The following is a 26,236-nucleotide window of genomic DNA, read 5'->3' on the forward strand; positions in this document are numbered from 1 at the left end:
GACAAGAACCGGGCCTTCGGGTTGCGGCCCCCCGCCCCCATCCCCTCCCCACAGAAGGGGATGGGGGGAGGCGTTTGGATGGGTCTGCGGCGTCGGATAGGCTGTAAGGTCGGAGGCTTGCCGCCACCCCACCCCCACCGTGGGGGGGGGGTGGGGGGGGGTGGCGTGGGGGGGGGCCCGGGGGGGGGGGGGGGGGGGCGGCCCCCCCCCCCCCCCCCCCGACTCTGTCACGCAGCCTGCGCCAGCGCGGCGATCTCGGCGTGGAAGGCGTAAGTGATCCAGGGCATCAGCGCCTGCACGTCGGCCGTCTCCACCGTGGACCCGCACCAGATGCGCAACCCCGGAGGCGCATCGCGATAGGCGCCGAGGTCGAAACCCGCGCCCGCCTTCTCGATCCGCTTGGCCACCGCCTTGGCGAAGGCTTCGCCATCGCTGATCCGGGGGTCGGTGAATTTCAGGCAGACCGAGGTGGTGGAGGCGGTCGCCGCGTCTTCCGCCAGGTTGGCGATCCAGGAGTTCGCGGCGCAGAAGTCGTGGACGACCTTCGCATTCGCCTCGGCCCGGGCGATCAGGCCCTTCAGCCCGCCCACCGACTTCGCCCAGTGCAGCGCGACAAGGTAATCCTCGTTGGCCAGCATCGAGGGGGTGTTGATCGTCTCGCCCTGGAAGATCCCTTCGATCAGCTTGCCCTTGGCGGTCAGCCGGAAGATCTTCGGCAGCGGCCAGGCGGGGGTGTAGCTCTCCAGCCGCTCCACCGCGCGGGGGCTGAGGACCAGCATCCCTTGCGCGCCCTCGCCCCCCAGCACCTTCTGCCAGCTGAACGTGGCCACATCCAGCTTGTCCCAGGGCAGGTCCATCGCGAAAGCGGCAGAGGTCGCGTCGCAGATCGTCAGGCCAGCGCGGTCCGCCGGAATCGCATCGCCGTTCGGCAGGCGCACGCCCGAGGTGGTGCCGTTCCAGGTAAAGACCACGTCCTTGTCGAAATCGACCGCGGCGAAGTCCACGATCTGCCCGTAAGGCGCCTTGCGGACCACCGCATCCAGTTTCAGCTGCTTGACGACATCGGTGACCCAGCCCTCGCCGAAGCTTTCCCAAGCCAGCATCTCCACCGGGCGCGCACCCAGGAGCGACCACAGCGCCATCTCCACGGCCCCGGTGTCCGAGGCGGGAACGATGCCGATCCGGTAATCGGCGGGGACGCCGAGAATTTCACGGGTGAGGTCGATCGCCTCTTTCAGCTTGGCCTTGCCGACGGCGGCGCGGTGGCTGCGGCCCAGGGGGGCACCGGCCAGCATGTCGAGCGAATATCCGGGGATCTTGGCGCAGGGACCCGAGGAAAAGCGCGGGTTGGCCGGGCGCACGGCCGGCGGAGTCAGGTCAGTCATGGTAGCCTTCCAGCTAAAAGCCCCTCGTTGGGGAGGGGTGTCCCACTGACTTGGCTAAAGACCCGCCCGCTCTAGCGCAAGCGAAAAAATCGCGCTAATGCGCCGCATCGTCGCGAAAAAGCGACGCCCGTGTTCACTATCGGAAACCCGCCCCATGCATGTCGTGACCCTGCTGACCAACCCCGAAACCCCGGTGCTGGAGCGCGTGACCGTCGAATCCCTGCGCAACGCCTGGGGCGGAGGCGCGGCGCGCTGGCTCGACCCCGGCGTGGCGGCGGAGTTCGACCTCGCGGCGGTGCCCGGGAACCGCTGGGAGGTCTGGGAAGGCCTGCAGGCGCTGCGGGTGGACATGGTGGTGCAGAAGGCCGAGGGGCGCAGGAAGCGGCTGCTGATCGCCGACATGGATTCGACGATGATCCGGCAGGAATGCATCGACGAACTGGCAGACGAGGCCGGGGTGGGCGCGCGCGTGGCCGACATCACGGCGCGGGCGATGAATGGGGAACTCGACTTCGAGGGCGCGCTGCGGGAACGGGTGGGGCTCCTGAAGGGCTTGCCGGACGGGGTGATCGCCCAGGTCCTGCGCGACCGGATCACGCTGATGCCGGGGGGCACGGCGCTGCTGGCGACGATGAAGGCCAACAGCGCCTATGCCGCGCTGGTTTCGGGCGGCTTCACGGCCTTCACCGCGGCGGTGGCGGCGAGGCTGGGCTTCGACGAGAACCGGGCGAACACATTGCATGTGGCGGATGGAGTGCTGGCGGGCACGGTGGCCGAGCCCATCCTGGGCAAGGAAGCCAAGCTGCAGGCGTTGCAGGAGATCACGGCGCGGCTGGGGATCACCCCCGCCGAGGCGATCGCGGTGGGCGACGGAGCCAACGACCTGCCGATGCTGCTGGCCGCGGGCACCGGCGTGGCGCTGCATGCCAAGCCGAGGGTACAGGCGGAGTGCGAGGTCCGGGTGAACCATGGCGACCTGACGGCGCTGCTGTATCTGCAGGGCTATTCCCGGGACGACTTCGCGCCCGGCTGACACAGCCGGGGGCGCTTCGCCCCCCGGACCCCCCGAGAGTATTTCCGCCAAGAGGAAGGTGCGGGCTTCCTCTTGGCGGAAATACTCCCGCCGGAGGCTCCGGCCTTGCCGCCAGCGAAACCCCCGGGCCTCCTTCCGCGGCAGCGCCGTCCGAGGGGCTCGATGCCCCGAGGACGGCTGCCCCTTGCCCTGTCCCCCGGAAGCGGCGACAAGGGCGGGATGTTCGAGGTCCTCCCGCATCTTGTCCTGCTCCTGATCCTCGCCGCCTTCCTGGCCGGGTTCATCGACAGCATCGCGGGCGGGGGCGGGCTGGTGTCGGTGCCGGCGCTGCTCCTCGCCGGGGCCTCGCCGGTCGAGGCGCTGGCGACGAACAAGCTGCAAGGGACCTTCGGCGCCGGGACCGCCCTGTTCGCCTATGCGCGCGGGGGGCATGTGCGGCCGCGGGAACAGGTCGGCATGGCGGCGATCAGCCTGGGGGCCGGGGCGGCGGGGGCGATGGTGGCGCATCTCATCCCGGCCGAGGTGCTGCGGGTGATCATGCCGGTGGTGCTGATCGGCGTCGCGGCCTTCTTCGCACTGAAGCCGGGGCTGTCCGACGACGCCAGCGCCGCGCGGATTCCGTTGCCGGTCTTCGCGCTGACCGTGGTGCCGCTGGTCGGGGCCTATGACGGGTTCTTCGGGCCGGGCACCGGGTCCTTCTTCATGATGGGCTTCGTCCTCCTGGCCGGTTACGGCGTCCTCAGGGCCACGGCGCATACCAAGATGCTGAACTTCGCCTCCAACATCGGCTCGCTTCTGGTCTTCATCCCCTCGGGCGCGATGTGGTGGGGGGTGGGGCTGGCGATGGCGGTGGCGCAGGTCGCGGGGGCCTCGCTTGGCGCGCGGCTGGCGATGCGGGTGGGGGCGCGGCTGATCCGGCCGCTGCTGGTCGTCGTCTCGACCGCCATGGCGCTGCGGCTGTTGTGGCAGGTCTTCGCCGGATAGGCGCTCAGCCCGCGTCGGCGCCCCAACCGGCGGATTGCATCTCGCGCAGGCGGCTGGCCGTACGCTCGAATTCGAAGGCCCCGGTCCCTTCCAGGTACAGCCGTTCGGGCGTATCGGCGGCCGAGGCCACGAGGCGGACCCTCGCCTCGTAAAGCGCGTCGATCAGGGTGACGAAACGCTTGGCCTCGTTGTAGTTCTCGGCCGAGAGCTGGGGGATGTCCTCGAGGATCAGGACGCGCAGGGCCTGGGCGACGGCGAGATAGTCGGCCGGACCCAGCGGCCGGGCGCAGAGGTCCCAGAAGGTCGCGCGGCCAATCCCGTTGGCAAAGCGCGGCAGGACCAGCTCGCGCCCGTTCACCTGCAGCGCCAGCGGGGCCTCGGGCGCGCCGCCGGTCAGGTCGGACCAGAGCGCGGCGATCTGCCCCCCGGCGGTGCTGGCGGGGTGGAAATAGACCTGCGCGCCCTGCAGCCGGTGCTGGCGGTAATCGGTGGGGCTTTCCAGCGCGATCACCCGCAACCGCTCTTCGAGCAGCGCGATGAAGGGCAGGAAAAGCACGCGGTTCAACCCGTTGAGGTAGAGGTCCTTCGGCGGCCGGTTCGAGGTCACCACGACCACCACCCCGGCGGCGAAGAGCTTGTCGAAAAGCCGCCCCACGATCATCGCATCGGTGATGTCGGTGATCTGCATCTCGTCGAAGGCGAGAAGCCGGGTGTCGCGGATCACCGCCTCGGCCACCGGGGCGAGGGCGTCCTCGACCCCGCGCTGGCGGGCGGCGTGCATGCCGCGATGGATTTCCTGCATGAAGGCGTGGAAATGCACCCTGCGCTTGCGGGCGATCTCGGTCGCCTCGGTGAAGAGGTCCATGACCATGGACTTGCCGCGTCCTACCCCGCCCCAGAGATAGATCCCTTTCGGCGGCGTGATCGGCCGCGCGAAAAGCCCGGCGAAGAGGCCGATGCGGCGGTTCGCGTTCTCCTCCAGCCAGCGGCGGATCTCCTCGAGCGGCTGGAGGACGGCATGTTGCGCCGGGTCGGGGCGCAAGGTGCCGGCGGCGACGCGGGCCTCGTAGAGTTCGGTCAGGGTCTGTCGCATGTCAGAGCGGGGCGAGAACAAGGCCCTCGGGCCCGTGGATCGGGGTGGCAAGGCCGGTGACGAGGAGCCGCGACCAGAGGCCCGGCGCGGCGCGGGGGGCGGGGGAAACGGGCTGGTAAAGCTCGACCATGCCGCCCTGGAAGGCGAGGAAGCGCACGGGAATCCTGCCTTCGGGGCGGTCCAGGTCGACGGCGGCGACCAGGCGGGCGCCCTGCCCTTCGAAGAAGGCCTGCATCGGGGCGAGGTCCGCGCAGGGGATGCCGACATGGTCCTGGCCGGTCTCGGCGGACGCGCCGGTCAGGCGCTGGCAAAGCTCGATCCGGGCGCCTTCGGGGCCGGCGAGATAGGCGAAGCGCAACCCGCCGGTCCAGAATTCCGGGATCAGCTCGGGGCCGCCCGGCGTGACCCCGGCGTCCAACGTCAGGCCGCGCGTGGTGAGATCGGCAAGGGCGCGGTCGATGTCGGGCACGGTCAGCGCGACATGGTCAATGCGGCCGTGGCCCCGCGGCTCTCCCTGGGTCACGCGCAGGGCCTGGCTGCCCAGGCGCCAGAGGGCCGCGTCGGGACGGAAACCGAAGCGTTCCAGCATCCGGGCACCTGCGTCGGGCGCGGCCAGCGTCAGTTCGGGGACCAGCATCGGCGCGCCTCCCTCAGCCGAAGACCGCGGGGTCGGGGCCGCTGCGGCAGCCCTCGTCCAGCGTGGCGATGGCTGCCATTTCCTCCTCGGTCAACTCCCAGTCGAAAAGATCGAGGTTCTCGGCCTGGCCCGCGGCCCGGGTCGAGCGCGGGATGACGGAAAGGCCAAGCTGGACATGCCAGCGCAGGATGACCTGCGCCGGGCTGCGGCCGGTGCGCTGTGCGGCGGCGCGGATCGGTTCGGCGTCGAAGCTCCGGCCCTGGCCGAGCGGCGTCCAGCTCTGGGTGACGATCCCGAGGCTGTCGTGCAGGGCGCGAAGCCCGGCCTGCTGCAGGCGGGGGTTCAGCTCGACCTGGTTCAGGACCGGAACCACGCCGGTCTGGTCCACGATCCGGTCGAGATGCGCAGGCAGGAAATTCGACACGCCGATCGAGCGCACCCGCCCCTCCTCCCGCAGGCGGATCAGGGCGCGCCAGCTGTCGACATAAAGGTCCTGTGCCGGGGCGGGCCAGTGGATCAGGCAGAGGTCGACCTGTTCCACCCCGAGGCGGGCCAGGCTGGCCTCGACCGCGCGCAGGGTCTGGTCGTAGCCCTGGTCGCTGTTCCAGACCTTCGTCGTCACGAAGACCTCGTCGCGCGGCACACCGCTGTCGCGCAGGCCCTGGCCGAGTCCCTCTTCGTTGCCATAGGCTGCGGCGCCGTCCAGAAGCCGGTAGCCCATCCGCAGGGCCTGGGCGACGACTTCCGCCGTGGTTTCGGCCGGAATCTGCCAGAGGCCAAGGCCAAGCTGCGGGATGGAACGGCCGTCGTTCAGACGGAGTCTGTTGGCTTGCATGGGTCTTCCTGTGCGGTGTCGGGGCGAGGAAGGGCCAAACCCGCCCCCAAGGCAAGAGGAAATCAACCTGCCGGCTGGCGCAACCCCAGGATGTCCCGCGCCTCGCGCCAGCTGGCGACGGGGCGTTCGTAACGGTCGCAGATCTCGACCACCCGGCGGACCAGGGCGGCGTTCGAGGGCGCGAGACGGTCGCGGTCGAGGCGGACGTTGTCCTCCAGCCCCGTACGGGCATGGCCGCCCGAGGCGACCGCCCAGTCGTTCAGCACGATCTGCTGCGGACCGATCCCGGCGGCGCACCAGGGCGCGTCGGGACCGAACAGGCGACGCACGGTGTGGATGTAATAGTCGAAGACGTCCCGGTCGGCGGGCATCGCGTTCTTCACGCCCATGACGAACTGGACATAGGGCGTGCCCTTGATCTGGCCCTTCTGCTGCATCTCGTGCGCCTTGATGATGTGACTCAGGTCGAAGCATTCCAGCTCGGGCTTGACGTCGTATTTCAGCATCTCGGCGGCCAGCCAGTCGATCAGGTCCGGCGGGTTCTCGTAGACCCTTGTGGGGAAGTTGTTCGAGCCGGTGGTCAGCGAGGCCATGTCGGGCCGCAAGGGCAGCATCCCGCCGCGCGCCTGCCCGGCACCCGAGCGGCCGCCGGTGGAAAGCTGGACGATCAGGCCGGGGCAATGCTTCTCCAGCCCCTCCTTCAGCCGGGCGAAGCGCTCGGGGTCCGAGGTCGGTTTGCCCTCGTCGTCGCGGACGTGGCAATGGGCGATGCTGGCGCCGGCCTCGAAGGCCTCATGCGTCGATTCCACCTGTTCGGAGATGGTGATCGGGACGGCGGGGTTGTTTTCCTTGGTCGGAAGCGAGCCGGTGATGGCGACGCAGATGATGCAGGGCTTGCCAGCGTGGGGATTGGTCATTTCGTCCTTGGTCCGTCTTTCGGTCATATGGATGGCGGGGCCCAGGGACCGTGCGGCTGCGGCAGGCCGTCCAGCCGTTCAAAGCCGTGCAGCCCGAAGAAATCGCGCTGGCCCTGGATCATGTTGGCGGTCCCGCGGGCGGTGCGCATCAAGTCGAACCAGGCCAGCCCCGCCCCCAGCGCGGGCAGGGCAAGGCCGTTCAGCGCACCCGCCGCCGCCACCCGGCGCAGGGCGGGCAGGCAGCGGAGCAGGTGATCGGCGAAGAGGGGCGACAGGATCAGGTTGCGCGCGGGCTCCTCGGCCAGGGCGGCGGCCATGTCGTTCAGCATGGCCGAGCGGATGATGCAGCCCGCGCGCCAGACCCTGGCGATGGCGGGCATGTCGAGCGGCCAGGAGAACTCGGCCCCCGCCGAAGTCATCATCGCGAAGCCCTGGGCGTAGCAGAGGATCTTGCCCGCGATCAGCGCCTGTTCCAGATCGTCGAGCGTCAGCTCCTTGGCCAGCGGCCGGGGGGCGGGGCCGTAAAGCGCCTCGCCTTCGGCCCGCTCCCGCCGCCGGGCGGAGACGTTGCGCGCCATGACGGCGGCCTCGATCACCGGGATCGGCGCGGCAAGGTTCTGCGCCTCGATCGCGGTCCAGCGGCCGGTGCCCTTCTGTCCGGCGGCATCGACGATGACGTCAAGCATCGGCGCGCCGGTCACGGGATCGACGGTGGCGGCGACGGTGGCCGAGATCTCGACGAGGTAGGATTGCAGCGGCCCCCGGTTCCAGCGGGCGAAGGTCTCGGCGATGGCGGGGGCCGGCATCGCCATGCCGTCGCGCATGACGCCGTAGGTCTCGGCGATCATCTGCATGTCGGCGTATTCGATGCCGTTGTGCACCGCCTTGACGAAATGGCCCGCGCCCTCGGGCCCGAGATGCGAGGCGCAGGGGATCCCGTCCTCGGCCCGCGCGGCGATGGCTTGCAGCACCGGGTCGACGCGAGCCCAGTCGGCGGCATCGCCGCCCGCCATGATCGCGGGACCGTGCCGAGCGCCCTCCTCGCCGCCCGAAACGCCGATGCCCATGAAGCGGAACGGCAGGCCCGCGCGGACGCGGCGGTTGGTGTCGTGGAAATTGGCGTTGCCGGCGTCGATCACCAGGTCGTGGGCGTCCAGCAAGGGGGCCAGGGCGGCAAGCTGGTCATCCACCACCGGGCCGGCGGGAACCATCAGGATGATCGTCCGGGGCGGGGCGATGGCGGCGACCAGTTCGGCCAGGGTGGCGGTGGGGGTGATGCGGGCGGCAAGCTCTCCCGCGCCCGCGTGGAAGCTGTGGGTGACGGAGGCCGTGCGGTTCCAGACCGCGATTGGAAAGCCCTTCTCGGCGATGTTCAGCGCCAGCGCCGCACCCATGGTACCAAGGCCGATCAGGCCGATCTCGGGTTTCGTCATGGTCCCCTCCCCTGTCCGGGCATGTGACCTGAAGGATGGCACGGATCCGGGCCGGAGCAACCTTCCCGCCGGTCCGTTGCGCCGGGATAGGCCGGGGGCGGGGTTTCGTCCATGGCTCTTGTGCGGTATGATGTGTTTGTTGATATATCGCACAGGCCCGTCATGACGATCACCGAACGCGACATCATGGGCGGGCTGGCCAAGGGGCTGGCGGTGATCGAGACCTTCGGCGCCGACCGGCCGAGGCAGTCGATCAGCGAGGTGGCCCTGGCCTCGGGCCTGGACCGGGCCACGGCGCGGCGTTGCCTGCTGACGCTGGTGCATCAGGGCTTTGCCGAGTGGGACGGAAAATTCTTCACCCTGACCCCGCGCGTGTTGCGTCTGGGGACGGCCTGCCTCGCCTCGATGCCGATGCCGGCGATCGTACAGCCGGCGCTGGATGCCTTGTCGGACAGGATCGGGGAAAGCTCCTCGGTCTCGATCCTGGACGGGGGCGAGATCGTCTATGTCGCCCGCGCGGCGCAGCGGAAGGTGATGTCGATCAGCCTGATGCCGGGCTCGCGCCTGCCGGCCTATTGCACCAGCATGGGCCGGGTGATGTTGGCAGCCCTGCCCGAGGCCGAGGCGCGGGCGCGGCTGGGCACGCGCGCCCTGCCCGCCCGCACGCCGCTGACGCTGACCGAACCTGGAACGATCCTGGCCGAACTGGCCCGGATCCGCACGGACGGCTTCGCCCTGATCGACCAGGAGGTCGAGCTGGGCCTGCGCTCGGTCGCGGTGCCGCTGGTCAATGCGCGGGGACAGGTGGTGGCGGCGCTGAACCTGGGCCTCGCGGCCGGACCCGAGTCGCTGGCCGCGATGGCTGCGCGGCTGGTGCCGGAACTGCGGGCCGTTGCGGCAGGGCTGCGCGGGCTGCTGCGCTAGGCGGACATTCTGCAGGATCAAGGGCTTGGACCCGGCGCAGGCGCCACGTTTCGGCCTGCGCCGGAAAAGGATTGACAAATCCTCTTAAATACCGATTGTTGATATAAATATCGTTTTTCGGGACAAATCCATGACCGCCGACCTGCCTCGCGTCACCTATTCCAACATCGGCGCCGATTTCGGCCCGCTGCACGACCATCTGGACCGGGCGATCCCCGCTTTCGCCGCCGACTGGCTGGGCCGGGCCTGGACAAGCCGCTTTGCCACCGGCCCGGCGCGCAATGTCGCCAGCCCGATCGACCCGGCGCTGGTGCTGGGGGCCTTCCCGGAATCGACGCCCCAGGATGTGCGCGCCGCAGTCGCCTCGGCAAAGGCAGGGGCGCGGGTCTGGAACAAGAGCAGCCTCGACGACCGGCTGGAATTCGCGGCCCGCTGGCGCGCGGCGCTGGCCGAGGACAAGGACCTGCTGGCGATGGCCGCGCTGTTCGAGGTCGGCAAGTCGCGGCTGGAGGCGATGGGCGAGGCCGACGAGGCCGTGGACATGCTGGACTATTATCCGGGCGAGCTGCGGGCCAACCAGGACTACCGCCGCCCGATGAACCAGATGGTGCCGGGGGAAAGCTCGCTCAGCGTGCAGCGGCCCTATGGCGTCTTCGCGGTGATCGCGCCGTTCAACTTCCCGGTGGCGCTGTCGGTGGGGATGCTGTGCGGGGCGCTGCTGACCGGAAACGCGGTGGTCTACAAGCCCTCGCCCGATTGCGCGCTGACCGGGCTTCTGCTGGCCGAGACGCTGCGCAAGGCCGGGCTGCCGGAGGGGGTGTTCAACCTGGTCCTCGGCGGCGCCGCGGTGGGCGAGGCGCTGGCGACGGACGAGGGGATCGACGGGGTGGTCTTCACCGGCTCGCACAAGACGGGCATGGCGATCTTCCGGCATATGGCGGGACGGCCCTGGATGCGGCCGGTCATCGCCGAGATGGGCGGCAAGAACCCGGCCTACGTGACGCGCAACGCCGACATTGCCCGCGCGGCGGCGGGGGTGGCGCGCTCGGCCTTCGGACTTCAGGGACAGAAATGCTCGGCCTGTTCGGTGGTCTATGTCGACAGCGCGGTGCGCGACCAGTTCGTCGCGGCGTTCAAGGAATTCGCGGGCAAGCTGGTCGTGGCCGATCCGCGCGGGCGCGAGGTCTTCATGGGCCCGCTCTACAGCGACGCGACCGCCCGGCGGTTCGAGGCCTCGGTCGCGCAGGCCAGGGCCGAGGGCAAGGTCCTGTTCGGCGGCGACAGGATCGAGGAACTGGCGGGCAACTATTACCGCCCGGCCCTGGTCGAGATGGACGGACCGTCGAACCTGACCAGGGACGAGTTGTTCATGCCCTTCGTCGTCCTGCGCCCGGTCGACGGGCTGGAGGCGGCGCTGGCCGAGGGGAACGCGGTCTCCTACGGGTTGTCGGCCGGGATCTACACCAATGACGAGGAAGAGCTGCGCCAGTTCCTGGAAGGCGCCGAGGCGGGCGTGCTTTACGCCAACCGCGCCTCGGGGGCGACGACCGGGGCCTGGCCGGGCGGCCAGCCGTTCTGCGGCTGGAAGGGCACCGGCGTCGGCGGCAAGGGCGGGCTTGGCACCTGGTACCTGCCGCAGTTCATGCATGAGCAAAGCCACACGATCATGGCGATCTGATCCGGCCGGGGCGGCCCCGCGCCGCCCCGCTTTCCCCTTTCACTCGGTTCCATCATGCCCAGCTATCCCGACAGCTTCCCGACCTCGGCCCGGCTTTTCGAGCGTGCCCGCAAGGTCATGCCCGGCGGCAATACCCGCACCACGGTCTTCATCGACCCGTTCCCGATCTATGTCACCGAAGGCGAGGGCTGCCGCGTCAAGGATGCCGACGGGCAATGGTTCTACGACTGCATCAACAACTTCACCGCGATGATCCATGGCTATGCCCAGCCGGAACAGGTCGCGGCGGTCACCGACCAGCTGCGGCTGGGAACGGCCTTCGGCGGCCCGACCCCGTCCGAGATCGAGCTGGCCGAGCTTCTGGTCGGCCGCCTGCCCGCGATGGAGCAGATCCGCTTCGCCAACTCGGGGACCGAGGGCGTGATGATGGCGATCAAGGCGGCGCGGGCCTATACCGGACGGCCCAGGATCGTGAAGATCGAGGGCGCCTATCATGGGTCCTACGACTTTGCCGAGGTGAGCCTGGACAGCGCACCGGGCAACTGGGGCGACATGCCGGCCTCGACCGCCTATGCGCGCGGCACGCCCCAGGGTGTGCTGGACGACGTGCTGGTGGTGCCGTTCAACGACATCGCGGCGCTTCGGGCGGTCTTTGCCCAGCATGGGGCCACGATCGCCGGTGTGCTGATCGACCCGATGCCGAACCGGGCCGGGCTGATCCCGGCGCGCAAGGATTACCTTGAGGCGATGGCCGAGACCGCCCATGCGGCCGGTGCGCTGGTGATCTTCGACGAGGTGATCTCGTTCCGGCTGGGCCATTCCGGGGCGCAGGGGCTGTGGGGCATCCGCCCGGACCTGACCGCGCTTGGCAAGATCATCGGCGGCGGTTTCCCCGTCGGCGCAGTGGCGGGACGCGCCGAGGTGATGGCGGTCTTCGACCCGACGCGCGGCAAGCCCGCCCTGCCACATGGCGGGACCTTCACCGCCAACCCGGTCACGATGCGCGCGGGACTTGCCGCGATGCATGCGCTGACGCCCGAGGCCTTTGCCCATCTGGACGACCTTGGCACGATCCTGCGCGACGGCACCAATGCCGCGCTGGCCCGGCTGGGCCTGCCGGGGGCCTGCGTCGGACTGGGGTCGCTGTTCAAGGTGCATTTCACCGCCGGGCCGATCACCGACTACCGCAGCGTCTATCCCGGCAAGGTCGAGAAGGCGCGGCTGGAGGCCTTCCACCGCGGCCTTCTGAACCGGGGCGTGCTGTCGGCGAGCTATGGCCTTTTCGCCCTTTCCACGCCGATGACCCGCGTGGACGCCGGAAAGATCCTTGCCGCGATCGAGGACACGCTTTCCGACGTCGCGCGCGCCGCCTGACATCAGACCGAACGGACCCAATCCATGACTGCCCAGATCCATGTCGCCGTGATCGGCGGCGGTGCCGCAGGCACTTCGACTGCTCTTGCCCTGATCGAACGGGGCGCGCGCGTGACGCTTCTCGATGCCGATGCGCTTGGCTCGGGCTCGTCCGGGCGCTCGGTCGGCGTGGTCGGCACCCAGATGACCGATCCGTTCCAGATCGAACTGCGCCGCCATGCCATCGCCCGCTTCCGCACCTGGGAGAGCCGGGGCCTGCGCTTCAACCATATCGGCTATCTTCGTCTGGCGCGGACCGAAGCGCAGATGGAGGCGCTGGAACGCTCGCAGCGGATGCAGGCCGAGGCGGGGTTCGAGGCGCGGCTTTACCGGCGGGACCAGCTGCGTGAGGTGGTGCCGCATCTGTCCACCGAGGGGCTGGCCGGCGGGATCTTCGGGCCGAACGACGGGTTCCTGGATCCCTATGAGCTGTGCAGCTTCCTTGGCGCGCAGCTCCGCGCACAGGGCGGCGCGGTGCGCCAGTTCTGCAAGGTGACCGAGGCCCGGCGCATTCCCGGCGGTTACCGGCTGGAGACGACCGGCGGGCCGGTGGATTGCGACGTGGTGGTGAACGCCGCCGGGGCATGGGCGCCCCGGATCGCCGCGCTGTTCGGCCAGACGCTGCACATCCATGCCGAACGGCACGAGGCGCTGAGCGTGCTTCTGGACCGGCCGCTGGGCTATGTGATGCCGATGGTGATGGACCTGATCGACGGCCAGGGCACCGGCCTGAACTTCCGCCACGAAAAGGCGAACGAGCTGATCTCGGAGATCCACAAGGTCGAGACCGCACCCTCGGAAAACCCCGACGCCTACAACGACCAGTGCGAGGATTCGGCGCGCGAGATGCTGGCCGAGCTCTTGCTGGAACGTCTGCCCGACCTGCCCGGAGCCCGGCTGGGGCGGGGCTGGGCCGGGCTTTATCCCGAGACCTTCGACCACCGGCCCTTCGTCGGGCCGCTCGACCCGGCCGAGCCGGGACTGGTCACGGTGGGCGGCGGCGGGGGCTATGGCATCCAGCTTTCGCCGGTCATGGGGCTGATCGGCGCGGACTGGGTACTGCAGGGCCGTCCGGTCACCGTCGCCGGGGCCGAGGCGCTGCTGCCCACGCCCGACCGCAACCGCCCGCTGCGCGAGGTGCCGTGATGACCGATCCCATCGTCTCGCTGAAGGGTATCAACATCCGCTACGGCACCCATCACGCGGTGCGCGACGTGTCGCTGGACATCGCGAAGGGCGAGGTTGTGGCGATGGTCGGCCCCTCGGGCGCGGGAAAGAGCACGCTTCTGCGCGCGATCAACATGCTGGAAACCCCGGCCTCGGGCACGCTGCATGTAGGGGATTTCACCTTCGCGCTGGACCGGCCGCTGGGGCAGAAGGACCTGCTGGCCCTGCGGCGGTCGACGGGGATGGTGTTCCAGCAGTTCAACCTCTTTCCCCACATGACCGTCCAGCGCAACATCTCGCTCCCGCAGATGCGGGTGCTGGGCCGTTCGCGTGAGGAAGCCGACCGCGTGACCGCGCGGCTGCTGGAGCGGGTGCATCTGGCCGACAAGGCGCAGGCCTATCCGGCGCGGCTGTCGGGCGGACAGCAGCAGCGGATCGCCATTGCCCGGGCCCTGGCGCTGGACCCGCAGGTCATGCTGTTCGACGAGCCGACCTCGGCGCTGGACCCCGAGCTGGGGCTGGAGGTGCTGTCGGTGATGCGGGAACTGGCGGCGGACGGGATGACGATGATCGTCGTCACCCACGAGATCGCCTTCGCGGCCGAAGTGGCCGACCGGGTGATCGTCATGGCCGACGGCCAGATCATCGAAGAGGGCCCGCCCGAGCAGGTGATCCGCAACCCCAGCCTGCCGCGGACGCAGAAGTTCTTCCGCGCCATCCTGGAACGCCACTGATGCTGGACACGTTCCTTGCCCTTCTGCACGGCGTGCCGGTCTCGCTGGCGGTGACGGGCCTTGCCTTCGCCCTGGGCGCGGTGCTGGGCGTGCCGCTGGTGCTGATGCGCCGGGCGGGCCACTGGCTGCCGCGTCTCCTGGCCCGGATCTACATCGAGATCGCCCGCGGCATCCCGCCGGTGGTCTGGCTGTTCATCATCTTCTTCGGCCTCGGCAGCGGCATCGTCACCCTGACGCCCTTCCAGGCGGCGAGCCTGGGGATGGGGCTGATCTCGGCCGCCTATCTGGCCGAGATCTACCGGGGTGGATTCCTGACCCTGCCGGCCGGGCAGGATGCGGCGGCGGTCGCCTTGGGGATGACGCGGCTGGACCGGCTGCGCTTTGTCCTGGCCCCGCAGGTGCTGCGGGTCTCGATCCCGCCGATGGCGACCTTTCTGGTCAGCCTCCTGAAGGACACCACGGTGGCATCCACCATCGGGGTGCGCGACGTGATGATGCTGGTGACGCAACAGGCGCAGGCCGCGGGCGGGGGCTTCGCGCCCTTCATCTCGGCCGCGGTGCTTTACATCCTCCTGTCGATCCCGGTGGCGCTGCTGGCGCGGAAGATGGACGCCCGCCTGCGCGCGAGGACTTCGCGATGACCGATCTTCTGACGAACTGGGCGGACTGGCTGCCGCAACTGCTGAAGGGGCTCGGGATCAGCCTGCAACTGACCGGCTTCGCCCTGGCCCTGGGCCTGCCCTTGGGGCTGGTGCTGGCGCTGGCCTCCTCGGCCAGGGGGCCGGCCCTGCGCTGGCCCGCCATCGCGCTGGTCGAGATCGGGCGCGGCGCCCCGGCGCTGGTGGTGCTGCAGATGGTCTATTACGGCCTGCCCTCGGCCGGGCTGAACCTGAGCGCCTTCCTCTCGGGGGCGATCGCACTGGCCCTGACCACCGCCGCCTATACCAGCGAGATCCTGCGGGCGGGCATCAATGCCGTGCCGCAGGGCGAGGTCGAGGCGGGCCAGGCCTTGGGCATGACCCGGCAGGACATCCTGCGCTTCGTGGTGATCCCGCAGGGCGTGATCTTCGCGGTGCCGGCGCTGATGGGGTTCGCCATCCTGATCTTCCAGGCCACGGCGCTGACCTTCACCATCGCCATCCCCGAGCTTCTGGCCCGCGCCTATCGCATCGGGGCGGCGACCTACCTCTACCTCGATGTCCTGATCCTGGCCGGGCTTGTCTACCTGGCCGTCACCATTCCGTTCGGCTGGCTTGTGAACCGGGCCGCACGGCGCCTTGGCAGCCATCTCGGCTGACCCCAACCCAACAGGAGAACCCATGAAAGCCACTACCCTGACGAGCCTGGGCCTTGCCCTGACCCTGATCGGCGCAACCTCGGCCCTGGCGCAGGACTGCGCGCCGAAACATGCCTTCACCACCCTGGCCGAGGGCACCCTGACCGTCGCCCTGACCAACACCCCGCCCTATTCGGCCGAAACCGACGGCACGGTCGGCGGCATCGACGGCGACCTGCTGAAGCGTTTTGCCGAAGAGAACTGCCTGACCATCGGCTACGAGATCTTCAACTATCCCGGCGCGGTCTCGGCCGTGCAGTCGGGCCGCGCGGATGTCGCCATCGGCGGCTTCTACCGCACCGCCGCGCGCGACCAGGTGGTCACGCTGTCGACCCCGGTCTACCTGGACCAGCTGGCCGTCACCTCGAAGGCTGGATATTCGACCGTGGACGAGCTGATCGGCAAGAAGGTCGGCACCGTCGAGGGTTACGACTGGGTCATGGAGATGCAGGACACGATCGAGGGTTCGACCACCTATCCCTCGTCGCTGAACCTGGCGCAGGACGTGCAGGCCGACCGGCTGGACGCGGGGCTTGAAGGGTTCGGCGCGGCGGTGGTGCTGCATGCCGGGACCGATGTGAAGGTGACGCTGCTGCAGGCCGACGAGCGCATCGCGGCGACGACGCTGGCCTCGCAGACCGCGTTCCTGCTGCCCAAGGACAACGGCGATTTCGTCGCGGCGATGAACGCCAGCATCGAGGACTATCGCGGCGCAGGCGTCATCGCCGAGGTGCTGACGGCCTATGGTCTCGACCCCTCGGCCGCGACGGTCGGCGACAGCCGCGTGATCGAATAAGCAGCCGTCCAGCCGGACGTGGCCCGCCGCGCCATGCGGCGGGCCTATCTTTTCCATGGCAGAAGCGGATTGTTGCCCTTGGCCCCCGCGCCGCCTAAGCAGGGGGACAGACGCATTTCACGGAACACCCACAGGATGCCCGCCCCAGACCAGCGCGACAAACCGCTCGAGCGGTATCTTTCGGTCCTGGAACTCTTGGCGCCGCAGCCCGATGGCCTGACCCCCGGAGAGCTGGAGCGCGCGCTGGACCTGCCCAAGGCGACGATGAACCGGATCATCCATGTCCTGCTGGACAGCGGATTGATCGCAGGCTCGACCGGGCGGGCGCGGGCCTACCGGCTGGGGCCGCGGATCCTGCGGCTGCTGACCGGCGCGCATGACCTGAGCTGGCTGGAACGCATCACCGAGCGCCCGTTGCAGGAACTCGCCGGGGCGACCGGGCAGTCGGCCTTTGTCGCCTGCCTGTTCGGAGCCGAGGTCCGCTCGGTCAACTGCGTCGCGCCGGATACGACGGTGCGTTTCCACATCGTGCCCGGCACCGGGATGCCGCCACATGCCTCGGCGACGGCCAAGTCGATCCTGGCCTTCGCCCCGCCCGAGGTGCTGGAGGCGGCGCTGGCGGTCGAACGGGCGGCCTTCACCCCGCGCACCATCACCGGGCGCGCCCGGCTGGACGAGGAACTGGCCCAGGTCCGCGCGCGGGGCTATTCCATCGAGCATGGCGAGCATGTGCTGGGCCTTGCCTCGGTCGCGCGGCCGATTCCCGGCGCGCAGGGCGAGGTCCGCTTTGCCGTGGGGCTGACCGGGCCGGAGGGGAGCATCGTCGGCCCGGAGATGGAGCGCAACCTTGCCGCCCTGGCCACGGCGCGGGACCAGCTGGCGAAGGTGCTGTCGCTGCCGATGCCCTGACGGGCCTCAGCCGAGGGCAAGCCAGGCCGTCGTCGCAGCGGTCGCGGCGGCGGCGCTGATCCCGGCCAGGGGCAGCCAGAAGCGTGCAGGCCCGGCCAGTGCGGCCAACGCCAGCCGGCCCATCGCATTCGCGGCGATCGCGATCAGGATCGCGGTCCCGAGCATCGGCAGGTCCAGCGACGGCGTCTGGATCCGCAGGGCGCTGAGCACCGCGACATCGACATCCAGAAGCGCCGACAGCGCGGTGGCGACCGACAGGCTTGCTCCGCCGAAGCGGGCCACCAGCGCCGCGCTGGCGGTGGAGACAAGCGCGAAGACTGCCGCGAAAACCAGAAGGGTGCGCAGCTCGAACGGGTTGCGCAGCGTGCTCTCGGGCGTGAGCGGCTCGCGCTGGCGCATCAGCATCGCCAGCCCCGCGCCCCCCATCACGAAAGCCGCCGCCAGGGCGGGCGGGGCGACCAGCGGCAGGACCTCGGGGCGCAGGAGGGCGATCACAACCTGGACACGCAGGAGCGAGACCAGCGCGGCCAGCGCCGCCGCGCCGACCAGCGGGCGGACCTGCCCCGCGCCCGCGGCCATCCGCGCCAGCGCCACCGTGACCGCCGTGGAGGAGGCCAGCGACCCGGCCAGCGCGCTGACCAGAAGACCGCGCGTCGGGCCCAGCACCCTGACCGCGATATAGCCAGCAAAGGAGATCGTGGCGATCAGCACGGTGAAGAACCAGATTTCCCAGGGATTCAGCCCGCCCCAGGGATCGACGGCCCGGTCGGGCAGCATCGGCAGGATGATCATGGTCATCACCGCCAGCATCAGCGCCGAGCGCAACTCGATCCAGTTCAACCGGCGGAGGCTGGCGTGCAGCATCTCGCGTCCAGCCAGGATCGCGGCCAGCGCCGCCGCCCCCGCCGCCGCGACCTGGGTGTCGCCGCTGACCGCAAGCCCGCCAAGGCCGAAGACACCAAGGCCGGCCATCACGCTGGTGACGCTGAAATTCTCCTCGTGGCTGGATTCCTTGAGCTGGAACACGCCGTAAAGCCCGGCCATGCCAAGGAACCCGGCGGCGAAGACCAGGGGAGAGCCCATCTCCTCGGCCAGCGCGGCAAAGACACCGCCGAGAAGGCCGAAAAGCCCGAAGGTGCGCAATCCCGCCGTGCGACTGCCGGCCCGCCCCTCACGCTCGCGCCAGCCGCGTTCGAGGCCGACCAGAAGGCCGATTGCCAGCGCCACCCCCAGCCGGAAGAACTGATCCTGCATGTCCGCCCCGATCCCTGCCCGGCCCCAGACTAGGACGGAAGCCGGAGGCGGAACAGGGGTCAGCCGTCGGAAGGGGCCGGACTGCGGCGCGAGGGCCAGAGCAGGCGCTGGTCGCCGCCCAACTTGGAATTGCCGAGCTTCTTGATGCGCCCGACCTGCCCGGCAAGATCGGGATCGGGCTGCAGCCGCAGATAGGCGGGCACCCAGGCAAGCTCGTGATCCCGGGGCTGTTTTCCGGGGCCACCGACGGATTGCGCCTTGCCGGTGATCGCCACGACCGGGGCCGGGTCGGCAAGTCCCGCGACGGTGAAGTCGACGATGCGCGGGATCGCCCGGTCGCAGGCGGTGAAAAGGCCCGGCCGGCGCTCTTTCAGCAAGGCGGCGGTCACCACCAGCGGGGCCACGGCATGAAGCTGGTAATGCAGCGCCAGCTTGCCGCGCCACATCTCGTTCGGCAGGCTGCCATCGGCATCGGCGGTGCAGGCCACCAGCTCGGCCGATCTGGCGCCCCAGTCGATCAACACCGGATCTTCCAGGACAAGGCCGACACGCGTCACCGCCAGCCCGGCCCAGGCGCGCAGGTTGTTCCGCGAGGCGCGGGGCGGAGCCTCGGCGTCGAACCAGGCCATCGTCTGCCGCGCCCGGGCGCGCAGCCAGTCCTCGATCACCGGGTCGCGCGGCGTGCCGGGGACCTTGTCCAGCACGGCCGCATAGGCGAAGGCGATCCCGCCCACCCGCGACGGGGCCGAGAGGTTGGCGCCCTGCGTGGTCAGCTTGCCAAGCGCGCCGGCCTTGGCCCAGGCACGGATGCTGTCCATGACGCAGGCCGACGCCTTTTCCACCGCCTCGGGCTTGCTTTTCGGATCGTGCAGGATATCGGTCTGCCGCGCCAGGTCGGCGATGAAATCGTCGATCGGCTTCAGCGCGGCGGTCACCGCCTTGTCGCCCTCTTCGTCAAAGTCGCTGCGGTTCCTGCTGTCATCGGCATAGCGGCTGCCGAAACCCAGCGAGACGACGGGTTTACTGTCCGATGGACAGACCTCGGCGGCAAGCGGGCTGGCCAGCAGGCTTAGCCCGAGGGCAAGGGGGCGCAGGGTCATTGTCCGACCTCCGTCGTCAGTTCCAGGGTCCGCAGCCGCTGGGCGGCATCCGTGTTGCCCAGATCGGCGGCCTTCTGCAACCAGGCCACCGCCTCTTCGCGCGAGGGGGTGACGCCGATGCCGAAGACCAGCGCGTCAGCATAATCGATCATCGCGGCCGGCTCACCCGCCTCGGCTGCGCGGCGCAGCCATTCGGTCGAATCGAGCACTTCGGCCGGGGTCGCGGCGGATTTGCGCAGGATCAGCGCATATTCGCGCATCGCGACCGCATTGCCGGATTCCGCCGCCGTCAGATAAAGCGCCGCCTCGTCGATGCTGCGGTAAGCGATGGCGCGGATCTCGGGCGTGGCATTGCGCAGGCGCCCGAGAGCCGCGGGCAGCTCCTCGGGCGCGCTGAAGCGGACCAGGTCCACGAACAACCCGGCCGAGATCCCGGGATCGTACTGGGGGGAACTGCGGTGCGAATAGATGTTGAGCAGCCGGTGGATCGCCACCCGGCTGCCGTCGCTGCGGGCGGCCTCGTAGAAGGCAAGGATGCGCGGTTCGTCGGCGTCGGTGCCGTAGCGGCTGAAGACATCCGCCAGGTCGGCCAGCGCCGCGCCCTTGCCCCGTGCCAGGTATTCGGCAATCCCGAGCCAGCGTTCCAGCAGCGCGCGGTCGCCGGAGCGGCCGACGGCATCGGCCAGGCGCAGGGCCTCATCGAAGGTGCAGCCGGTGATCGCGGTGGCGCGGCGCTGGTAGTCGTCGAACACCGCCTTGTCCTTGAGCAGGGGCAGGGCCAGCAGCAGGGCGTCGAAATCGCCGCGGGAGTCGATCGTCTCGCCGTAGCGGTCATGGACGGCGGCGAGGTTCGGGAAGGTTTCGGGGTCGGCCAGGGGCAGCAGGGCCATGGCATCGCCGATGCCGCGTTCGGCCAGCGGCAGCAGCAGCTCCAGCGCCTCGGCCTGGGCGTCGGCGTTGATATACCCCTCATCCAGCAGGGCTTCGGCCAGCTGGCCGCTGGCCGAGGTTTCGCCCTGACGCACGGCCTGGCGGAACAGGTCGAGCGCCGCTTCGCGCGCCGCCGGACTGCGGGCGGCCTTCAGCGCAAGGCTGGCGCGGGCGGTGGTCACGCCGGGGAAGCGGGTGGCGTAGTCGGTCCAGAAGGCCAGCGTCCCGGCCGGGGCACCGCGCTTCTCCAATAGATACATATATTGCGCGATGGCGGAGATACGGCCGTTCAGGGCCTGGGTCTGGACCTCGGCCTCGGCGATCGGGTCGGGCGTCGCGGCAAGCGCCGCGAGCTCTTCCGGCGTAAAGTCGACGGCAATGGTCGCGGTGCTGTCCGCAGCGCGGACCCAGTAGTCCGCCTCGGCCACCTGCGGCGCATCGGGCGCGCGGCAGATGAATGCGTTGGAGAGCTCCAGCAGGGGATCCACCTCGCCACCCGAGACGACGACCTGGATCAGCTGGTCCATGACCTTGTAGAAATCGGCCGGGGTCCGGGCGGCGCGGAAACGCATCGGGGCGGTACGTTCCATCGCGGCGTATTCGCCAAGGGCGATGGCGCGATCCAGAAGCTCTTCCGCCTCGGCCTCGCCGGCCCAGCGACCCTTCTGCTTCAACACCTCCTCGGCCATGGCGATCAGCGCCCAGGCAGGGGCCTTGGGCGAGGCAGCCAGATCGGACAGGGCCTCGATATAGCGCGGGGTCCATTGCGGATCGCGGCGGGATTGCGCCTGCAGGAAGAGGACATGGCTGGCCGCGCCGGGCGCCCAGTCGCTTGCGGCGGCGGCGGCATAGGTCGCGTCGGCAGCCTCCAGATCGCGCGGCACCAGCGCGCCATCGGCCTCGACCCGCGCCAGCGCGACCTGGGCATAGGGCAGCCCGGCATCCGAAGCCGCCGTCAGATAGTGCAGGAGGACGTCGTTGTCCTTGGCAATGTCCTCGGCCCGCAGGTGCATCTCGGCCACCCGCCAGGCCGAGATCGCGTCGCCAAGATCGGCCGAGAAGCGGAACCAGCGCTCGGCCAGGATCGGGTCGCGGGTCACGATGTTGCCGTTCATGTATTCACGGGCGATCCGGTTCACCCGGTCGCAGATCAGCGGGTCCAGCTTGCCCAGAAGCGCGCCGAAGGCCATGGTGACGCCCAGTTCCGGCGGCACGTCCCAGCCCTCGATCGGCCCGCCCTGGTTCTCGCGCTCGACCAGATCGAGGATCGCATCGGCATTGCCGCCGAAGGCCGCGGTGAGAAGCAGCGCCTCGCCCCTCTCCATGTCCCTTTCGATGCCGACGCCGCGCATCAGGTAGCCCGCAAGCAGATGCTGCGCCCGCGGCGTCTGGCTGAGGTCCATCGCCGCCAGCTTTTCCACCAGCCCCTCCTGCTGCAGTTCGGCCAGGTGTCCGGTGGCCAGAAGCAGCTCGATCCGGTCGATCAGCATGTTGGCGTCGGAATATTCCGGGTCCAGCGTGCGGAAGCCGGCCTGCACGGCGCTGGCCACCTCGAACCAGCGCCGCGAGTCCAGCTCGATCAGGCGGCGCAGGTCGCGCTTGATCAGCCCGGTATCGGTTTCCGGCGGGGCGGCGGGATCCGCACCCTCCCATTTCGCGACCAGAGCCTCGTCGCTGAGGTTCCGGTCGCAGATCGGGGCCGAATCCAGCACCGGCGGCTCGAACACCAGGTCCACGGTCGCGGCCCGCGCGGCGAGGGGCAGGGCAAGAACCATAAGGGTGGCAAGGGTGGTGCGGAGCATGGAATCGGCCTTCCTGTCAGGGGGTCACTTCGCGAGCGCGTTCGGCGCGACCGTGGCGGTGTAGCTGCCGCCGGTGCCGGACAGCACGATGGCAACGCCCTCGCGCCGCTTCAGCGCCACGGCAGGGACGGTGGCCACCACGGTCTCGCCGTCGCGCACTTCGAAATCCAGCGTCAGCGGCGCCTTCAGCGCCACCGCGCCGCCGCCGTTCGCCGCAATGCCTTCGATCGCCACGGTCTTGGCCTGCGGCACATAAAGGTCGGCCGAGGCGATGTCGGAGAGGTTGTAGAAGGTGACATCGGCCTGCGCCGGGTTGTTGGAGATCTTGTCCACCACCAGCGCCGAGGTGCCATCGGCCCCTACGACGAAGGAGTAGAAGGTCGCCGGTTCGATGGTCTCGGTCGTGGAAGTCTCGCCCGAGGTGATCTTCACCTCGGTCTCGCCGTCGATCACCACATAGGGGGTGACGCCACCGTCGACGCTGTCGAAACTGGCCGACTGGATCACCGCGACCGGGGTTCCTGCATCGATGACACGGACGAAGCTGGCTTCGGGATTGGCGACGTCCTCGTAAAGGCCGCCGTCCTGGGCCAGGGTGGCGGTGGCGGCAGCGGCAAGAGCCACGAGCGACAGGGCGCCTTGGATGCGTTTCATGAATCGTCTCCTTTCGGGGTTGGGCAAAGGGTGAGGGCCGAGGTCTCGCGCAGGGGCCGGTCGAAGGTGACGGCGACGCGGGTGAGATCGGGCCTCCAGTAGGGTTCCAGCCGCAGGAAGAAGCGGCCGGTGGCGCGCAGGCGGTCGCCGCGCTCGATCCGGACGCTGCGGTTGATGCCGTCGGCGCTTTCCAGCGTGACGGTGGCCACGCGGGATCCCTCGCCGCCGAGGTCGAAGAGGAAGGCATCGGCGGGCTTCAGCTGGCCGGGCTCGAACCGGGCGGCCAGGGCGTCGGGGCCTTCGGGTTCGGCCCCGGTCTCGATATCGCAGGCGGGACCGGCGGCGGCGATCAGCTCGTCCATCGGGACCGGGCCGAATTGCGCAAGGCTGTTGTAGATCGGATTCTCCCAGACCAGGAAGGTCGGGCGGTCCTCGGCAAATTCGCGCGAGGTCAGGTAGGAGGTCATCGCGCCGAACTGGTTGCCGCCGGTGATCGCATAGTTGACCGTCTCGATCCCGGCATATTCCGACAGGAAGCCCGCGAAATTGTTGACGCTGCTGTCCGAGAACGAGGTGCCTACCAGCGCCAGGCTCGCCTCGGCCTCGCCGGTGCCGAAGATGTCCAGCGCGCCCTCCTCGGCGGGAGCGGACTCGCCCCCCCCGGCGTCGACGAAGATGTCCGAGGCATCGTTCACCTCCTCGGCGGCGCGGGTGGTGATCCAGGTGGTCGCCTCGACGGGCGGGAGAGTGTCCTTGCAGAAGGTCTGCAACTCGCGCCGGAGGCCGGAGAAGGCGACCTCGACCGGGCCTTCCTGCGAGGTGAACGCGACCGGGGCGACATCGGCATAGGCGGGGTGATTGCGGATCATCTCGCCGATGGCCCGGGCTGCAAGACGCGCGCCGGCGGGCGTCCAGTGGAAGTCGGCCTGGAAGAAGACCTTCTCGTCCGGTCCGGCCCCCAGCATCGCGGTCATCAGGTCGGGCGCAGCGACGCCGGCCGCGGTCAGGCGGTCGATGACGTCGCGGTAATTGGCCTGCATCATCCCGGCGTCATAGCCATAGGCGGCAGCCTCGGGCGGCAGGTAGGCGGGCATCGCCTGGCCCTTGGTCGGCACGTTGACGAAGATGAGCGTGGTGCCCTGCTCGGCCAGGACGCGGGACAGATGGGCGAGTTGCCCCACGACGATATCGTCCATCGGATGTTGGAGGCGCAGGTCGGACTGTACCCGGTAGAACACCCCGTCCTTGCCCTCGATGCTGGCCGTCGGGGCGTATTGGGTGCGCGAGCACTGGAACTGCGAGGGCTGGGCCAGGGCGGCACCCGGCAAGAGGATCGCGGAGAGGGCGAGGGCGGCACGCATCATCGGGTGGCTCCTTGCAGGGTCTCGGGGCGCAGGCGCGGGCGGAGGCTGAGAGAGACGGTGGTCCAATCCTCCGCCGCCGGCGCGGGCGGGGCGGGCGGGAATTCCGGCACGCCGCCGGGCAGCTGGTTCAGCAGCGTGCGCGCGATGGACTGGACGCCGGGGTCGGGGCTGGACAGCGCCAGCTCCAGCGGCCGGCGGGCGCCCTCGGGATCGGGCGGCAGGCCGGGGGCGCCGGTGAAATGGCTTTGCGCCAGGCGGATCCCGGCCTTGAAATCCCCGGCCTCGGCCGCGGCCAACAGTAGCTCGCGCGCGCGTGGCACGTCCTGCTCGAAGGGCTTGCCCCGGAGAAGAAGTTCCGCCAGCCCGGCGGCAGCCACGGGATCGGTGCGGGCCTCGCGGTCCAGCACCTCGCGGATGTTGCGCAGGCGGGCGGGGCCGAACTCGGCCTGACCGCCGCGCAGGATGGCGATGAGGCGCGGGATGGCGAATTCGCGGTCGGCATAGACGGCGATCGAATAATAATGCGCCGCGTCGTCCAGGTATTCGACGAGGCCCCGTTCCTCCAGCCTGCGGGCATAGCGGGCAGCGGCAAGCCCCTCGCCCGCGTCGGCCAGGACCTGCAACTGGCGGTCGGAGAGTTCCCTCCCCGCCATCATCGACCGGCGCAGGTCCTTCAGCCGGGGGCTGGCGGCGATGGCCGGGGGCAGCACCACATCGGCCGCCACCGGCGTTGCCGCCGCCAGCATGGCCAACAGAAGGCCGGTATGCAGCATAGGGTTACGCACCGCTGTCCTCCTTGTCCCCGGCCTCCCAGACCCCGGGGTCGGTCAGATAGCGGACCGGGAATTCCCAGATCACCAGCTCGGGCGGCGCCGCGCGGAAATCGGCAGAGGCGAGGTAGTCCAGCATCGGCCGGGCAGGCCCCTGCCCTTCCGCGGCCAGGTTCAGCACGTCCCGCCCCAGCGCAAGCTTCAGCGACTCGGCGAAGCTCCAGGTCGGGTTGGCCGAGTATGAGGTGCCGATCAGCAGCGTCGCCCCGGCCTGCGCCCCGGCGAAGATGTCCAGGGTCCCGGCATCGCCCTGCGGATCCGCGGTGAAGGGAACGGCGGCCTCGGGGGCCAGGCCGACCATCGGGGCCAACTCGTCGGTGGTGACGAAGGAAACGAGATCGCCGGTAAAGGCCTCGGGCCCGGCGCTGCGGACCCTGAAGCGCGCGTCCCCGGCCTGGACCAGGCCCGAGCCGGCAAGCGCCTGCGCCACGGCCCGCGCGCCTTCGGGCGTCCAGTGGGTATCGGTGCGGAAGAAGGCAAGGTCGCGCCACGCCTCGGCCCGCAACGCGGCGCGGGCGTCGAGGACCGGCACGTCGCGGGCCTGAAGACCCGCCAGGAATTCGCCGTACAGCGAGGTGATGCCCTCGGCCGCCTTCGGATCGCCATGGGCGACATGGACGTCCAGCTTGCCCGGCACCGGCACCACGACAAGCGCGGCCCCCGCCCGGGCCAGCCGGTCGCGTACCCCGGCGATGCGGTCAAGCTGGCCGTCAAGCGCGCCGGTCAGCGGCCGGACCTCCTCGGCGGTGTAAAGCCAGCCATCCGAGCCGGTGACAACGCCCTTGCGCCCCTCGCCCATGGTCACGTAGCGCAGCGCGCCCATCACCCCGATCGCCGGGTCGCGGTGCGGCAGCGACCGGCGATAGACCTCGTCCATCCGGGCGGTCAGTGCGCCGCGCAGCGCGGTCGCGTCCAGCGGCACCTCGTCCGGGCCGGGGAAACGGGCATATTCCAGGTTGAACACGGCCGCATAGCCGAAGAAGGCCACCGGCAGGACGTAACGCGCGGAACGCAGGACAAGCTGCATC

At 69.9% G+C, this 26,236-nt stretch carries 24 protein-coding genes; 11 read left to right on the plus strand and 13 right to left on the minus strand.

Going from position 1 to position 26,236, the window contains the following annotated elements; genetic code table 11:
- Positions 1 to 227: 227 nt before the first annotated feature.
- A complete protein-coding gene (locus I7S92_RS04330; protein ID WP_197642263.1) occupies positions 228 to 1,385 on the minus strand; it encodes a phosphoserine transaminase in 1,158 nt (385 codons plus the stop codon).
- 154 nt (positions 1,386 to 1,539) lie between these two features.
- Here I7S92_RS04330 and serB point away from each other — a divergent pair, with 154 nt between their 5' ends.
- A complete protein-coding gene (gene serB, locus I7S92_RS04335) occupies positions 1,540 to 2,418 on the plus strand; it encodes a phosphoserine phosphatase SerB (protein WP_197642264.1) in 879 nt (292 codons plus the stop codon).
- 219 nt (positions 2,419 to 2,637) lie between these two features.
- Positions 2,638 to 3,402 (plus strand): TSUP family transporter, encoded by a 765-nt coding sequence (locus I7S92_RS04340; RefSeq protein ID WP_197642265.1) that lies wholly within the window; start codon positions 2,638 to 2,640, stop codon positions 3,400 to 3,402.
- Positions 3,403 to 3,406: 4 nt separating this feature from the next.
- On the opposite strand, the gene zapE is transcribed toward I7S92_RS04340, so the two are convergent.
- The 5 genes from zapE to gnd all read right to left on the minus strand — a co-directional run bounded on the left by zapE (position 3,407) and on the right by gnd (position 8,317).
- Entirely contained in the window at positions 3,407 to 4,495 is a 1,089-nt protein-coding gene (gene zapE / locus I7S92_RS04345; RefSeq protein WP_197642266.1) for a cell division protein ZapE, read from the minus strand.
- Between the two features lies 1 nt (position 4,496).
- Positions 4,497 to 5,132, minus strand: coding sequence for a VOC family protein (locus I7S92_RS04350; RefSeq protein WP_197642267.1), 636 nt, complete (start codon positions 5,130 to 5,132; stop codon positions 4,497 to 4,499).
- Between the two features lie 13 nt (positions 5,133 to 5,145).
- A complete protein-coding gene (locus I7S92_RS04355) occupies positions 5,146 to 5,967 on the minus strand; it encodes an aldo/keto reductase (RefSeq protein ID WP_197642268.1) in 822 nt (273 codons plus the stop codon).
- 62 nt (positions 5,968 to 6,029) lie between these two features.
- Positions 6,030 to 6,884 (minus strand): 3-oxoadipate:acetyl-CoA acetyltransferase, encoded by an 855-nt coding sequence (locus tag I7S92_RS04360; RefSeq protein WP_197642269.1) that lies wholly within the window; start codon positions 6,882 to 6,884, stop codon positions 6,030 to 6,032.
- Between the two features lie 23 nt (positions 6,885 to 6,907).
- Complete coding sequence (gnd, locus tag I7S92_RS04365) at positions 6,908 to 8,317, minus strand: NADP-dependent phosphogluconate dehydrogenase (RefSeq protein ID WP_197642270.1); 1,410 nt, start codon at positions 8,315 to 8,317, stop codon at positions 6,908 to 6,910.
- Positions 8,318 to 8,479: 162 nt separating this feature from the next.
- Between gnd and I7S92_RS04370 the strand changes: the two genes are divergently transcribed.
- The 9 genes from I7S92_RS04370 (at position 8,480) to I7S92_RS04410 (ending at position 17,274) form a co-directional block, all read left to right on the plus strand.
- Positions 8,480 to 9,241 carry an IclR family transcriptional regulator domain-containing protein gene (locus I7S92_RS04370; protein WP_197642271.1) on the plus strand — a complete coding sequence of 254 codons (762 nt, stop codon included), beginning with the start codon at positions 8,480 to 8,482 and terminating at the stop codon, positions 9,239 to 9,241.
- A gap of 130 nt (positions 9,242 to 9,371) precedes the next feature.
- Complete coding sequence (locus tag I7S92_RS04375) at positions 9,372 to 10,919, plus strand: aldehyde dehydrogenase family protein (protein WP_197642272.1); 1,548 nt, start codon at positions 9,372 to 9,374, stop codon at positions 10,917 to 10,919.
- Positions 10,920 to 10,973: 54 nt separating this feature from the next.
- Positions 10,974 to 12,293 (plus strand): aspartate aminotransferase family protein, encoded by a 1,320-nt coding sequence (locus I7S92_RS04380; RefSeq protein ID WP_197642273.1) that lies wholly within the window; start codon positions 10,974 to 10,976, stop codon positions 12,291 to 12,293.
- Positions 12,294 to 12,317: 24 nt separating this feature from the next.
- Positions 12,318 to 13,478, plus strand: a complete 1,161-nt coding sequence (locus I7S92_RS04385) for an NAD(P)/FAD-dependent oxidoreductase (protein ID WP_197642274.1) — start codon at positions 12,318 to 12,320, stop codon at positions 13,476 to 13,478.
- Positions 13,478 to 14,233 (plus strand): amino acid ABC transporter ATP-binding protein, encoded by a 756-nt coding sequence (locus tag I7S92_RS04390; RefSeq protein WP_206760999.1) that lies wholly within the window; start codon positions 13,478 to 13,480, stop codon positions 14,231 to 14,233. The genes I7S92_RS04385 and I7S92_RS04390 overlap by 1 nt, the downstream gene beginning before the upstream one ends.
- Positions 14,233 to 14,874 carry an amino acid ABC transporter permease gene (locus I7S92_RS04395; RefSeq protein ID WP_197642275.1) on the plus strand — a complete coding sequence of 214 codons (642 nt, stop codon included), beginning with the start codon at positions 14,233 to 14,235 and terminating at the stop codon, positions 14,872 to 14,874. Before I7S92_RS04390 ends, I7S92_RS04395 begins: the two co-directional genes overlap by 1 nt.
- Positions 14,871 to 15,530 (plus strand): amino acid ABC transporter permease, encoded by a 660-nt coding sequence (locus I7S92_RS04400; RefSeq protein ID WP_197642276.1) that lies wholly within the window; start codon positions 14,871 to 14,873, stop codon positions 15,528 to 15,530. The genes I7S92_RS04395 and I7S92_RS04400 overlap by 4 nt, the downstream gene beginning before the upstream one ends.
- A 22-nt stretch (positions 15,531 to 15,552) precedes the next feature.
- Complete coding sequence (locus I7S92_RS04405; protein ID WP_197642277.1) at positions 15,553 to 16,365, plus strand: substrate-binding periplasmic protein; 813 nt, start codon at positions 15,553 to 15,555, stop codon at positions 16,363 to 16,365.
- Between the two features lie 135 nt (positions 16,366 to 16,500).
- The gene (locus I7S92_RS04410) at positions 16,501 to 17,274 is read left to right on the plus strand and encodes an IclR family transcriptional regulator (protein WP_197642278.1); all 774 of its coding nucleotides are present in this window, start codon (positions 16,501 to 16,503) and stop codon (positions 17,272 to 17,274) included.
- A 6-nt stretch (positions 17,275 to 17,280) separates the two neighbouring features.
- On the opposite strand, the gene I7S92_RS04415 is transcribed toward I7S92_RS04410, so the two are convergent.
- From I7S92_RS04415 to I7S92_RS04445, 7 genes are read right to left on the minus strand one after another with little or no spacing between them, the layout of a single operon-like run.
- Positions 17,281 to 18,528, minus strand: a complete 1,248-nt coding sequence (locus tag I7S92_RS04415) for an MgtC/SapB family protein (RefSeq protein ID WP_197642279.1) — start codon at positions 18,526 to 18,528, stop codon at positions 17,281 to 17,283.
- Positions 18,529 to 18,587: 59 nt separating this feature from the next.
- Positions 18,588 to 19,628: an alginate lyase family protein gene (locus tag I7S92_RS04420; protein ID WP_197642280.1), complete on the minus strand. Its 1,041-nt coding sequence runs from the start codon at positions 19,626 to 19,628 to the stop codon at positions 18,588 to 18,590.
- Entirely contained in the window at positions 19,625 to 22,360 is a 2,736-nt protein-coding gene (locus I7S92_RS04425) for an SEL1-like repeat protein (protein ID WP_197642281.1), read from the minus strand. Before I7S92_RS04425 ends, I7S92_RS04420 begins: the two co-directional genes overlap by 4 nt.
- 24 nt (positions 22,361 to 22,384) lie before the next feature.
- A complete protein-coding gene (locus I7S92_RS04430; protein WP_197642282.1) occupies positions 22,385 to 23,014 on the minus strand; it encodes an alginate O-acetyltransferase AlgF in 630 nt (209 codons plus the stop codon).
- The gene (locus tag I7S92_RS04435) at positions 23,011 to 24,378 is read right to left on the minus strand and encodes an alginate O-acetyltransferase (protein WP_197642283.1); all 1,368 of its coding nucleotides are present in this window, start codon (positions 24,376 to 24,378) and stop codon (positions 23,011 to 23,013) included. The genes I7S92_RS04430 and I7S92_RS04435 overlap by 4 nt, the downstream gene beginning before the upstream one ends.
- Positions 24,375 to 25,163, minus strand: coding sequence for an SEL1-like repeat protein (locus I7S92_RS04440; RefSeq protein WP_197642284.1), 789 nt, complete (start codon positions 25,161 to 25,163; stop codon positions 24,375 to 24,377). Before I7S92_RS04440 ends, I7S92_RS04435 begins: the two co-directional genes overlap by 4 nt.
- Positions 25,156 to 26,235: an alginate O-acetyltransferase AlgX-related protein gene (locus I7S92_RS04445; protein ID WP_197642285.1), complete on the minus strand. Its 1,080-nt coding sequence runs from the start codon at positions 26,233 to 26,235 to the stop codon at positions 25,156 to 25,158. Before I7S92_RS04445 ends, I7S92_RS04440 begins: the two co-directional genes overlap by 8 nt.
- Position 26,236: the final 1 nt, after the last annotated feature.

Origin of the sequence: Tabrizicola soli (genome assembly GCF_015999335.1) — a bacterium.
Taxonomy (GTDB): domain Bacteria; phylum Pseudomonadota; class Alphaproteobacteria; order Rhodobacterales; family Rhodobacteraceae; genus Tabrizicola; species Tabrizicola soli.